The 12,337-nt window shown below is 36.8% G+C and carries 15 protein-coding genes and 1 other annotated feature; all 15 genes read left to right on the top strand.

Annotated elements, in window-relative coordinates:
- The first annotated feature begins 118 nt into the window (after nucleotides 1–118).
- The 15 genes from mreB to MHH42_RS22500 all read left to right on the top strand — a co-directional run bounded on the left by mreB (nucleotide 119) and on the right by MHH42_RS22500 (nucleotide 12,325).
- Nucleotides 119–1,138 carry a cell shape-determining protein MreB gene (mreB, locus tag MHH42_RS22570; protein WP_000466737.1) on the top strand — a complete coding sequence of 340 codons (1,020 nt, stop codon included), beginning with the start codon at nucleotides 119–121 and terminating at the stop codon, nucleotides 1,136–1,138.
- Nucleotides 1,139–1,179: 41 nt separating this feature from the next.
- Nucleotides 1,180–2,034 (top strand): rod shape-determining protein MreC, encoded by an 855-nt coding sequence (gene mreC / locus MHH42_RS22565; protein WP_001135475.1) that lies wholly within the window; start codon nucleotides 1,180–1,182, stop codon nucleotides 2,032–2,034.
- Between the two features lie 14 nt (nucleotides 2,035–2,048).
- Nucleotides 2,049–2,594 (top strand): rod shape-determining protein MreD, encoded by a 546-nt coding sequence (gene mreD / locus MHH42_RS22560; RefSeq protein ID WP_000975760.1) that lies wholly within the window; start codon nucleotides 2,049–2,051, stop codon nucleotides 2,592–2,594.
- A 35-nt stretch (nucleotides 2,595–2,629) separates the two neighbouring features.
- On the top strand, nucleotides 2,630–3,316 hold the full coding sequence (gene minC / locus MHH42_RS22555) for a septum site-determining protein MinC (protein WP_000391516.1): 687 nt from the start codon (nucleotides 2,630–2,632) through the stop codon (nucleotides 3,314–3,316).
- 2 nt (nucleotides 3,317–3,318) lie between these two features.
- Nucleotides 3,319–4,116, top strand: coding sequence for a septum site-determining protein MinD (gene minD / locus MHH42_RS22550; protein WP_000503310.1), 798 nt, complete (start codon nucleotides 3,319–3,321; stop codon nucleotides 4,114–4,116).
- A gap of 134 nt (nucleotides 4,117–4,250) precedes the next feature.
- Complete coding sequence (gene spoIVFA, locus MHH42_RS22545; RefSeq protein WP_000797540.1) at nucleotides 4,251–4,997, top strand: stage IV sporulation protein SpoIVFA; 747 nt, start codon at nucleotides 4,251–4,253, stop codon at nucleotides 4,995–4,997.
- Nucleotides 4,990–5,850, top strand: coding sequence for a stage IV sporulation intramembrane metalloprotease SpoIVFB (gene spoIVFB / locus MHH42_RS22540; protein WP_000598976.1), 861 nt, complete (start codon nucleotides 4,990–4,992; stop codon nucleotides 5,848–5,850). The genes spoIVFA and spoIVFB overlap by 8 nt, the downstream gene beginning before the upstream one ends.
- Before the next feature lie 67 nt (nucleotides 5,851–5,917).
- On the top strand, nucleotides 5,918–7,306 hold the full coding sequence (locus MHH42_RS22535) for an Rne/Rng family ribonuclease (protein ID WP_340894169.1): 1,389 nt from the start codon (nucleotides 5,918–5,920) through the stop codon (nucleotides 7,304–7,306).
- Between the two features lie 77 nt (nucleotides 7,307–7,383).
- Nucleotides 7,384–7,461, top strand: a sequence feature (ribosomal protein L21 leader region).
- Between the two features lie 14 nt (nucleotides 7,462–7,475).
- Nucleotides 7,476–7,784: a 50S ribosomal protein L21 gene (gene rplU / locus MHH42_RS22530; RefSeq protein WP_000270907.1), complete on the top strand. Its 309-nt coding sequence runs from the start codon at nucleotides 7,476–7,478 to the stop codon at nucleotides 7,782–7,784.
- An 11-nt stretch (nucleotides 7,785–7,795) separates the two neighbouring features.
- Nucleotides 7,796–8,140 carry a ribosomal-processing cysteine protease Prp gene (locus MHH42_RS22525; protein ID WP_001973720.1) on the top strand — a complete coding sequence of 115 codons (345 nt, stop codon included), beginning with the start codon at nucleotides 7,796–7,798 and terminating at the stop codon, nucleotides 8,138–8,140.
- Between the two features lie 3 nt (nucleotides 8,141–8,143).
- Nucleotides 8,144–8,434 carry a 50S ribosomal protein L27 gene (gene rpmA / locus MHH42_RS22520; RefSeq protein WP_000944957.1) on the top strand — a complete coding sequence of 97 codons (291 nt, stop codon included), beginning with the start codon at nucleotides 8,144–8,146 and terminating at the stop codon, nucleotides 8,432–8,434.
- 63 nt (nucleotides 8,435–8,497) lie between these two features.
- Nucleotides 8,498–9,046, top strand: coding sequence for a sporulation initiation phosphotransferase B (locus tag MHH42_RS22515; RefSeq protein ID WP_001003572.1), 549 nt, complete (start codon nucleotides 8,498–8,500; stop codon nucleotides 9,044–9,046).
- Entirely contained in the window at nucleotides 9,046–10,332 is a 1,287-nt protein-coding gene (obgE, locus tag MHH42_RS22510; RefSeq protein WP_000497121.1) for a GTPase ObgE, read from the top strand. The genes MHH42_RS22515 and obgE overlap by 1 nt, the downstream gene beginning before the upstream one ends.
- 213 nt (nucleotides 10,333–10,545) lie before the next feature.
- Complete coding sequence (locus MHH42_RS22505) at nucleotides 10,546–11,253, top strand: response regulator transcription factor (RefSeq protein ID WP_000276708.1); 708 nt, start codon at nucleotides 10,546–10,548, stop codon at nucleotides 11,251–11,253.
- Nucleotides 11,243–12,325, top strand: coding sequence for a HAMP domain-containing histidine kinase (locus MHH42_RS22500; protein ID WP_001197402.1), 1,083 nt, complete (start codon nucleotides 11,243–11,245; stop codon nucleotides 12,323–12,325). Before MHH42_RS22505 ends, MHH42_RS22500 begins: the two co-directional genes overlap by 11 nt.
- Nucleotides 12,326–12,337: the final 12 nt, after the last annotated feature.

Raw genomic sequence — 12,337 nt, 5'->3', positions numbered from 1 at the left:
GAGTTTTTTGTAGAAAATTATCTGCAAAAAGGATATAGATATAAAAAACGTACTGTTTTTATAATATAAAATAAGAAAAAAAATGAGTCCGTGAAAACAAGAAAGGAAGATAAAAAATATGTTTGGATTTGGTGGCTTTACTCGCGATCTTGGAATAGATTTAGGAACTGCGAACACGCTTGTATATGTAAAAGGAAAAGGTGTAGTTTTACGTGAACCTTCAGTAGTAGCATTACAAACTGATACGAAACAAATCGTTGCTGTAGGTAGCGATGCAAAACAAATGATTGGTCGTACACCAGGAAACGTAGTAGCACTTCGTCCGATGAAAGACGGTGTAATTGCTGATTACGAAACAACAGCAACAATGATGAAATATTACATTCAACAAGCTCAAAAATCAAACGGCTTCTTCTCACGTAAACCGTATGTAATGGTATGTGTACCGTCTGGTATTACAGCTGTTGAAAGACGTGCAGTAATTGATGCGACTCGTCAAGCGGGTGCTCGTGATGCATATCCAATCGAAGAACCATTTGCAGCAGCAATTGGTGCGAACTTACCTGTTTGGGAACCAACTGGTAGTATGGTTGTTGATATCGGTGGTGGTACAACAGAAGTTGCAATCATCTCATTAGGTGGTATCGTAACAAGTCAATCAGTTCGTGTTGCTGGTGATGATATGGATGATTCAATCATTCAGTACATTAAGAAAAGCTATAACTTAATGATTGGTGAAAGAACAGCAGAGGCATTAAAATTAGAAATCGGTTCTGCAGGCGAGCCAGAAGGTATCGAGCCTATGGAAATTCGTGGTCGTGATTTAGTAAGTGGTTTACCAAAAACAGTACTAATTCAACCAGAAGAAATTGCGGATGCATTAAAAGATACAGTAGATGCAATTGTAGAATCAGTTAAAAATACGTTGGAAAAAACTCCACCTGAATTAGCGGCAGATATTATGGACCGCGGTATTGTATTAACAGGCGGTGGTGCATTACTACGTAACTTAGATAAAGTGATTAGTGAAGAAACAAATATGCCAGTTCTTGTTGCAGAAGATCCATTAGATTGCGTAGCAATTGGAACAGGAAAAGCATTAGATAATATCGATCTTTTCAAAACGGCTGCTCGATAATATTGCAAAATAAAAATCAATGGAATTAAGAGGGTGTGAACGTGCCACAGTTTTTCTTAAACAAAAGATTAATTGTTTTGTTAGTTAGTATTATTCTTCTCGTGGCATTGATTGGAATCTCATTGAAAGAACGGAACAGTTTAACATGGCCAGAGCAGTTTGTTAAAGACACTGTCGGTGTTGTAGAACGTGTATTCCAAAAGCCAGCGAAATATGTAGCTGGATTCTTTGAAAATGTAGAGGATGTAAAGCGCACGTATGAAGAGAATAAAGAATTAAAAGCAAAAATAGATAACTATGCGAGTTTATCAGTTAAAGTGAAGCAATTAGAGGAAGACAACAATAAATTAAGACAGCTAACTGAAAAAAAAGAGTTGCCGAGCGATTTTTCTGAAATTCCAGCTACTGTTGTTTCTCGCAATCCAGATAAATGGTACGATTTAATTGGAATTGATAAAGGAGCACAGCAAGGGATTAAAAAGGATATGGCTGTTATGACTTCAAAAGGTTTAGTTGGACGCGTGAAAAGTGTATCTCAATTTACAGCATCAGTAGAGTTGTTAAGTTCTATGAGTCGAACAAATCGTGTTTCTGCTGTTGTACATGGAAATGAAAATATCTTCGGTTTAATCGAAGGTTATGACAAAGAAAAAAAATTGTTACTTTTCACAAAGATTGGCTCTGATGCACCAGTAGCTAAAGGTCAAATGGTTGTAACGTCTGGACTTGGTGGGGAGATTTTCCCGAAAGGTCTTGAGATTGGGGAAATCGTTGATGTTCAACCAGATGCATACGGTTTAACAAAAACAGCTTATGTAAAACCTGCCGCTGATTTAAATGACGTAGAGCATATTATAGTAGCTAAACGTGATATGAAATCAGCGCCATTAGAATAGGAGGAGGAGAAGAGATGATGAAGATTTTAAAAAGAGCAGCTCTTCCTCTTTTGCTCCTTTTTGTTTTTCTGTTTGAAAATATGTTTGCTACTATTGTTCCAACAGAAGTTTTTTGGAAAGACAGTATAGCAGCGCCGCATTTCTTTATCATTGTGTTATGTTTTGTTACTGTGTACTATGGTCCGGTCCAAGGGATTTATTACGGGCTATTATTTGGTTTCTTATTTGATACCGTATACACAGAACTTGTCGGTATATATATATTTGCTTATCCGATTTTAGCTTATTTAGTTTATAGTGTGATGAAGGTACTACAATTGAATTTATTCATTGTTGTGTCTATCGTATTAGCTAGCATTGTAGCATTAGAATATTATGTGTATGGATTTTTAACTTTGTTAGGACGTACTCATATGTCGGCGTATGTCTTTTTCACGGATCGTCTCCTTTCTACTTTATTGCTGAATGGAATTTTCATATTGATAGTTTGTTTCCCACTGAGACGATATTTAGTGCGTCTTTCAAGAGCGATGGAAGAAAAAGAAAAAAGGATTTTCTAATTTTATGTCGAATTGAATCGGTGGGGTGAACTTTAGTGGAAGAAAAAAAGCAACAAAATGTAACGATAAAAGGGACAAAAGACGGGATAACGCTTCATTTAGATGACTGCTGTTCATTCTCTGAATTACTGAAAGAATTGGACGAAAAACTATCTACACATTACTATGATGGCGATGGGCGTTCTTTAATTGAAGTGCATGTGAAAGTGGGAAATCGTTATTTAACAGAAGTCCACCAAGAAGAGCTTCGTACGTTAATTCGTAATAAAAAGAATCTTGTTGTGGATTCAATTGAAAGTGATGTTATAACTAAATCGGAAGCAATAGCATGGAAAGAAGAAACAGAGATTGTCCCTATTTCCAAAATTGTTCGCTCTGGACAAGTTTTACATGTAAAAGGAAATTTATTGTTAATTGGAGATGTTAATCCAGGCGGAACGGTTATCGCTGGGGGGAATATTTTTGTCGTAGGATCATTAAGAGGGATTGCACATGCTGGGTATTATGGGGATTCAGAGGCTGTAATCGCTGCATCTGTTATGAACCCGATGCAACTTCGAATTAGTGATGTGGCAATGCGGGCTCCGGAAGAGAAAGAAGACGGAGCGGAGACGGCAGAATGTGCGTATATTAATGAGGACAATCACATTGTTGTCGATCGCCTGCAACTTCTCACTCATCTTAGACCTAATTTAACAAAGTTAGAAAGGGGAATTGTATAGCTGTGGGAGAGGCAATAGTAATTACATCTGGAAAGGGCGGAGTAGGTAAAACTACAACGTCTGCGAACATTGGTACAGCCCTAGCCTTATCTGGAAAGAAAGTGTGCTTAATTGACACAGATATTGGTCTTCGAAATTTAGACGTAGTAATGGGGCTGGAAAATCGTATTGTATTTGATCTTGTTGATGTCGTTGAAGGGCGTTGTCGTTTACCTCAGGCTCTTATTAAAGATAAACGTTTTGATGATCTTTATTTATTACCTGCAGCACAAACGAGTGATAAATCAGCGGTAACACCTGAACAAATGGATGAATTAATACAAGTATTACGTCAAGATTATGATTACATATTAATTGATTGTCCTGCGGGGATTGAGCAGGGATTTAAAAATGCGGTAGCTGGTGCGGATAAAGCAATCGTTGTTACGACGCCAGAAGTATCCTCAATGCGTGATGCAGATCGTATTATTGGGCTTTTAGAAAAAGAGGATATTGAACCACCGAAACTTGTTATTAACCGTGTGCGTAGTCATATGCTTCATGAACAGGATATGTTAGATGTTGATGAAATCGTACGTACATTATCAATCGAGCTTCTTGGTGTTGTTGAAGACGATGATGAAGTTATTCGTGCTACAAATACAGGTGAACCTGTAGCGTTGCAACCTAGTGGAAAAGCAGCGTTAGCTTATCGTAATATTGCAAGACGCTTGTTGGGTGAGAATGTACCATTACAAGCATTTGAACAAGAAAAGGTATCGGTATTTACAAAGATGAAAAACTTCTTTGGCATCCGTTAAAAGCACTTCGCACATATGCGAAGTGCTTTCTTTTTTTCTTCATACGAATATCTTTCTTTCCTAGCTCATACATATGTACAAACTGTATACAACTGTTTCTATTTAAATAAGGTTAGCGAAAGAAGGGAGACAGTATGAAGAATAGAAGTGTAGAAGAAATTAAAAAGCGGATTGCGAAAAGGAAGGCAGAGCAAGAAAGAATGGAGGAAGAGCAGTATTTTGCCGGGGGGAATTTTGATAGTGAAGGGGTATTTATTGAAGAGGGAGAAAAGGAAATTCATCCTTTGTTTCGAAAGGAAGTCTTTTTCTTCAAAGTTTTATTATCAGCAATCTTAGTTCTTTCAATTGCTATTTTGTATAAGAATGCGCCTTCTTCTTTCGATGGTGCTAAAGCTGTTACAGAAAAAGTGATGAAAGAGGAGTTTCAGTTTGCTACTGTAGCGAAATGGTATGAAAAACAGTTTGGAAAACCTCTCGTCTTCTATTCGCCTAACGAGAAAAAGGAAGGGACTATTCAGCAAAAAGACTATGCAATTCCTGCTTCAGGAAAGGTAATGCAAGGATTTCAAAAAAATGGCCAAGGTGTATTTGTCCAAACGGCTACAAATGCAACAGTTGAGTCAGTAAATGAAGGATTAGTTGTTTTTGCGGGTAAGAAAGAGGAACTTGGAAATACAGTTCAAATTCAACATGCAGATGGCACGGAGTCGTGGTATGCAAATTTAAATGATATGTCAGTAAAGTTATATGATTACGTTTCAAAGAAACAAAAAATTGGAACGGTGAGTAATGATGCAAATAATAAAAATGGGAAATTTTATTTCGCAATAAAAAAGAATGAAAAATTTGTTGATCCGATTCAGGTGATTTCATTTGATTAAATATAAGGAAGTTTTAACGAAAATTTCAGTGCATCCGTTGTTTTGGGTTATTATAGTTATTGGTATTTTTACGGCGCGTTTTAAAGAGTTACTATTGTTGTTTTGTATCGTACTCATTCATGAACTCGGTCACGCTTTTGCAGCAGCGCATTATAATTGGCGTATTAAAAAAATTCAACTGTTACCGTTTGGTGGTGTGGCTGAGCTTGAGGAACATGGAAATAAATCATTGAAAGAGGAACTTGTTGTCGTAATTGCAGGACCTATTCAACATATTTGGATGATGCTAGTAGGGTATATATTGTTTGAGATTGGCTGGCTGAATGCGGAATTATATTATTTTTTTATGTGGAATAATATAATTATTTTAGCCTTTAATTTACTCCCTATTTGGCCACTTGATGGCGGGAAAGTGTTGTTTAATGTATTATCATATCGTTTTCCTTATTTACAAGCACATGAAAAAATGATGCAATTGTCATGTGTTTTTTTTAGTGTCATATTAGGATGGCAGTTACTTTGGAATAGTAACAATATTATGATGTGGGTACTACTCATATTTTTAGCAATATCGTTATATCAAGAATGGAAGCAAAGACGTTATGCGTTTATGCGCTTTTTATTAGAGCGTTATTACGGAAATAAAAGAGGGATTGAAAAGATTGCACCTATAGAGGTGCAATCAGAAGATCGTTTATATACGATTTTCACCAAATTTCGTAGAGGATATAAGCATTCTATTATCGTCCATGGAGAATATAAAGAGCATTACACATTGGATGAAAATGAATTACTCTATGCGTATTTTACTGAAAAACGAACAACTTCATCTGTTGAAGAATTAATCGGTTAGTGTTGACGATAGCACTAACCTTTTATTATTGTAAAAACAAAGAAGATTATAAAGTGAGGAAAGAAATTTGAAAACCTTATACATGAACTATGCTGGATCGGAAAAGCGCGTTGCAATTGAAGAGAAGAACAAAATTGTTGAATTTTTATGGAAACGTAATGAAGAACAAGAGATTGTTGGGTATATTTACGTTGGACGTATCGTAAGAACAATTGCTGGAATGAATGCAGCATTTGTAAACATCGGTTTAGAAAAACATGCGTACCTTTCATATGATGATGTACCGTCTTCTTATCGTATACATGAAGGACAAGCAGTACTCGTACAAGTTGTGAAAGAGGCAATTGATACGAAAGGACCGAAATTAACAGCGAATATAGAATTTACCGGGAAATATGTCGTTTATATGCCATATGATGAAATGCGCGCTGTTTCTCGGAAAATAAAAAACAATAAAAGAAGACAGCAGTTACTCGAAATTGAAGTAGAAGGGACAGGAGGGTATATTTTCCGCTCCGCTTCTGAAAAAGGAGAAATTGAAGAAATACAAACTGAAATGCAAAGGTTACAGCAGTTATATGAAGAGTTAAAAAGAAAAGAGGGCCAAGGAAAGGCACCGCTATTACTTCATCGACCAGCGACTTTTTTAGATCGTGTATTTCAAGAGAATCCAATTGAAACAATCGAAAAAATAGTTGTAGATACAAGAAGTGTAGTAAAAGAATTAGAAGACAAGGTCGGAAAAGAAAAAGTATCTTTTTATAATGAAAAATCTTCGATGTTTAATCATTTCGGAATAGAGCGAGAAATTGAAAAAGCACTTCAAAAAATTGTGTGGCTCCAAAACGGTGCTTATTTGATTGTGGAACAAATGGAGACGATGACTGTAATAGATGTGAATACGGGGAAGTTTACCGGAAAACAAAATTTACAAGATACAGTACTTCGTACAAATGAAATGGCCGCTGACGAAATCGCTCGCCAATTAAGACTTCGTGATATTGGTGGAATGATATTAATCGACTTTATTAATATGAAAAAACGAGAAGATAAAGAAAAGGTAAGAGAACGTCTCATAGCTGCTATGCAAAATGATCGCACTTATACAAGAGTACTTGGGTTTACTGAGTTAGGGATTTTGGAGATGACACGTAAACGTAAAAAACATTCTTTACGTGACGTATTGCTAGAAGAGTGTGTACCGTGTAAGGCGACGGGGTATGTAATGTCGTATGAAACGATTGCTTATGAGTTAGAGCGAGAACTCATTACATATGGCAATATAGAGGATGAAGCAGTATTAATTGCTGCACCTCAAGATCTGCAAAAACAATTTTTACAAAAAGAATTACAAAAAAATATTCCATTTGAAATTTATTTCAAAGATGATACTATCGAAAAGTACGCTATTATAAGATTTGGAAGTGAAAAAGAAATTGTAGAACGGAAAAAATAGTTAGCAGAACATTTATTGACAACCGTCTATGATTCATGATAACATCTTTATGTTATAGTTTATAGCACCTAAACGGCTATATGCTACAACCGCACAAGACAGGTTCCCTAAAGGCATTTATGTCTACCTCGTTTTTGGCGAGTCTTAGTAATTAAGAGGAGGTGCAAGTATGTACGCAATTATCGAAACAGGTGGAAAACAAATTAAAGTTGAAGCTGGTCAAGCAATCTACATTGAAAAATTAGATGTTGAAGCTGGTGAAACTGTTACTTTTGACAAAGTTCTTTTCGTTGGTGGCGAAAACGTTAAAGTTGGTAGCCCAGTTGTAGAAGGCGCAACAGTGACTGCTAAAGTTGAAAAACAAGGTCGCGCTAAGAAAATCATCGTTTTCAAATACAAAGCGAAAAAGAACAATCGTAAGAAACAAGGTCATCGTCAACCTTACACTAAGCTAGTTGTTGAAGCTATCAACGCTTAATTCAGGTTAACATGATTAAAATTACGATAAGTCGCACGAAATTAGGAAGTATCCAATCATTTAAAATGACTGGACATGCCGATTATGCGCCACATGGACAAGACCTTGTCTGTGCTGGAACTACAGCGGTTGTGTTTGGTTCTATAAATGCAGTGGAAGAGCTTTGTAATGTGCAGGCAACTATTGAACTCGGAAGTGATGGTGGATTCTTAACGTATGAATTGCCTAATGATTTAGACGTTCATGCAGCAGAAAAAGCTCAAACGCTTTTAGAAGGATTAGTTGTTTCGCTAAAGACGATCGAACTTGATTACGGAAAGTATATCCGTTTAATAGAAAAAGTGCAGGAGGTGTAACGTATGTTAAGATTAGATCTTCAGTTTTTCGCATCTAAGAAAGGTGTAGGTAGTACAAAGAACGGTCGTGACTCTCAGTCAAAACGTCTTGGTGCTAAACGCGCAGATGGTCAAACGGTTTCAGGTGGTTCAATTCTTTACCGTCAACGCGGTACAAAAATTTATCCAGGTGTTAACGTTGGTCGTGGTGGCGATGACACTTTATACGCGAAAGTTGACGGCGTAGTACGCTTCGAGCGTCTTGGCCGTGACCGCAAACAAGTGAGCGTATATCCTGTTGCTCAAGAAGCATAAGAACTCACGGAAAACTCTAACCTGAGTGCAGGTTAGAGTTTTTCTATATTAAGGGGTATCTAAATGAATGAAAAATGGACAATTATAGATGCGTTGCGTCATTCAAGACATGATTGGCTCAATCGTATGCAGATGGTTAAAGGAAACCTTTCCCTTGGAAAAGTGGAAGAGATTCATCGGCTCATCGATCGTTTTGTCCAAGAAGCGAGACAAGAATCCAATCTGATGGGGTTATCAATGCCTTTATTTTCAGAGTGGATTTTAACATATAATTGGAAACAGCAGCCGTGCTTATTGGAGTACGAAGTATTAGGAGAATTACATAACTTATCTCACTTAGATGAGACTGTATGTACATGGGCGAATCAATTCTTCTCAATGCTTCAGCATAGTTTAGACGTATATGTTGAAAATTATGTTTGTATCACAATTGAATGTGACGCGGAGAATGCTCGTTTCTTTTTTGATTTTCGTGGTAAGCTAACGAGTGTAGAAGAACTACAGAATTGGCTTGCGAACCAAAACAATAAATGGTATTCCATTTCTTATACAGTACGAGACGAAGAAGTCTCAGTTATATTACAACCAATCGAAAAAAGTGTGGTGAAATAATGTTTGTAGATCAGGTCAAGATATATGTAAAAGGCGGCGACGGTGGTAACGGAATGGTTGCGTATCGTCGTGAGAAGTATGTTCCAAAAGGTGGCCCAGCAGGTGGCGACGGTGGTAAAGGCGCAGATGTTGTTTTCGTTGTTGAGGAAGGCTTACGTACATTAATGGACTTCCGCTACCAACGTCATTTCAAAGCTGATCGTGGTCAGCACGGAATGAGTAAAGGTCAGCACGGACGTAAATCTGAAGATTTAATCGTAAAGGTTCCACCAGGAACAATAGTAAAAGATGAAAAAACAGGTCAAATTCTTGCCGATTTAGTAACGCATGAACAAACAGCTGTAATCGCAAGAGGTGGCCGAGGTGGCCGTGGTAACTCGCGTTTCGCAACAGCTACGAATCCAGCACCTGAAATCGCTGAGAACGGAGAACCAGGTCAAGAACGTGATGTCATTCTAGAACTTAAAGTGCTAGCAGACGTTGGACTTGTTGGATTCCCAAGTGTAGGTAAATCTACATTATTATCTGTTGTATCATCAGCGCGTCCGAAAATTGCAGAGTATCACTTTACAACAATCGTTCCTAATCTTGGTGTTGTTGAAACTGGTGATAACCGCAGCTTCGTTATGGCTGACCTTCCTGGACTAATTGAAGGCGCACATGCTGGCGTCGGACTTGGACACCAATTCTTACGTCATATCGAACGTACACGTGTAATTGTACATGTTATTGATATGTCTGGTTTAGAAGGCCGTGAGCCATATGAAGATTATGTCACAATTAATAATGAATTAAAAGAATATAATATGCGTTTAACAGAGCGTCCACAAGTTGTTGTAGCAAACAAAATGGATATGCCGGATGCAGAAGAAAACTTACAAGCATTTAAAGAGAAAGTGGGAGACGAAGTAAAAATCTTCCCAATCTCAGCTGTAACGAAACAAGGTGTTCGTGATTTACTATTTGAAGTAGCGAACTTATTAGAAACAACACCAGAATTCCCAATGTACGATGTTGTTGAAGAGTCTGAAGCAAGTGTAATGTATAAATTTGATGCTGAAAGTCTTAAATTTGAAATTACACGTGAAAGTGACGGCACGTTTGTTATTTCTGGTTATGATATCGAGAAGACATTCAAAATGACTGACTTCTCACGTGATGAATCTATACGTCGTTTCGCTCGCCAAATGCGCGGAATGGGTATTGATGAAGCGCTTCGTGCACGTGGTGCAAAAGACGGAGATATTGTAAAAATTCTTGAATATGAATTTGAATTTATCGATTAAGACTGCCAAAGTATGGCGGTCTTTTTTTTATTCTGCTATTTGCAAGTAGTAAGATTCCCGCCTCAAAATTCAGCTGAAGCAAAGAAGTTAGGTGTGAATCAGGCTGCTAGTTAAAAATTACGAAGATAGGAAAAAATCCCCACTAATTAAATTTTCAATTTATAATAGAAAAAGAAGTAATTTTAGAAGAATATTTATGGGGAGAAAGAGAACATGTATAAAATATTAATTGTAGAAGACGATGAGAAAATTGCGGGAATATTAGAGGAGCATTTAGAAAGGTATGGCTATCAATCATTTAGAGCAATTGATTTACGTCATATAAAAGATGAATTCGTAAAAGTGAATCCACATCTCGTATTACTGGATATCAATTTACCATATTTTGATGGTTTCTATTGGTGTCGTCAAATCCGCACTGTATCGAATGCGCCGATTATTTTTGTTTCTGCAAGAACAGGGGAAATGGATCAAGTAATGGCAATTGAAAATGGCGGAGATGATTACATTACAAAGCCATTCCATTTAGATATTGTCATGGCTAAGGTGAAAAGTGCACTTCGACGTGGGTATGGTGAGTATGCTTCTGCGGCAGAAAGTGATTGTTTAGGTGTGAATGGACTTTTGTTATTCCCGTCCCAACACGTTGTTGAGTGGCAAGGGCAACAAACAGAGCTGACAAAAAATGAATTTTACTTATTAGAGTGTTTAATGAAACAAGCGAATCAATATGTAACGCGTGAAGAATTGTTAGAAGCTCTGTGGGATGAAGTAGCTTTTGTTGATGATAATACACTGACTGTGAATGTAAAGCGCGTAAGGAAGAAACTAGAGGAGCTAGGTATTAAAAATGCGATTGTAACGAAACGTGGATACGGTTATGCGCTTCTTACAGAGTGGAGTGAAGGGCATGCAGGTTAAAAGTTACCTCATAGACCGCTTTGCTTTACTTCTTTCTTATGTTGTAAGTCTTTGTTTATTTGGACTCGTATTGCAGTTGCAAAGTCTTTTAGAAAAAAGATCAATTGATTGGAGTACGTGGTTATACGGACTTTTATTAGGGACAGTTGTGTTTACTGTATACCTCATTTACGATTACCGAAAAAGAAGTGTTTTTTTAAAGAGAATCGAAAAATATGTTGCTGATGGAAATACATTACATGATTCTTTACTTATTGATACTTCGTATACGACAGAACAAGAGATGATCGTTGAATCTTTTACGCTATTAAGACAGCAATATATGAATGAAGTTCATAAACAGCATGCGAAAGAGCAACAGCAAATGATATTTATGAACCAATGGATTCATCAAATGAAGACACCAGTATCTGTTATTGAGTTACTATTACAGAAGTTTGGTAAAGAGCATCGTGAAGCGAGAGCAACAGTTGAAAGTATTCGTGAAGAAAATAACCGTATACTAAATGGTTTAGATTTAGCGTTACATATGGCAAGGTTAGAGCAATTTGCGAAAGATTATAAAGTAGAAGTAGTAAATGTGATAGATATTATTCGAGGTATTATTAATGAAAATCGAAAGTCTTTCATTCAATCGTCTGTATTTCCGAAAGTAATGTTTGAAGAAGATACTTGTATGGTTGCATCTGATAGAAAATGGCTTAGTATTGCTATAGGGCAAATTGTTGTAAATGCAATTAAGTATACGAGAATTTCAGAAGCAGAGAAAAAGGAAATTCAATTTCAAATTGAAGAGAAAGATCAAAAGGTGTTATTACATATTAAAGACAATGGAATCGGTATTCCGGAGCAAGATGTAAAGCGTATATTTGATCCGTTCTTTACGGGGATAAATGGCCGTAAAACGAGAGAAGCGACTGGAATGGGTTTATATATTACGAAGGAAATTTGTGATAATTTACATCACGGTATTTATGTGCAATCGGCTGAAGGGGAAGGGACAACATTTACGTTCCAATTTGCAAAAGATGAAGAATATCATACATTAATGAGAAAAATGACAAAACTGTAAGATAACAAAACG

The sequence above is a fragment of the Bacillus sp. FSL L8-0099 genome, assembly GCF_038006385.1.
Taxonomy (GTDB): domain Bacteria; phylum Bacillota; class Bacilli; order Bacillales; family Bacillaceae_G; genus Bacillus_A; species Bacillus_A toyonensis.
This window is presented reverse-complemented; position numbering and strand designations above follow the sequence as displayed.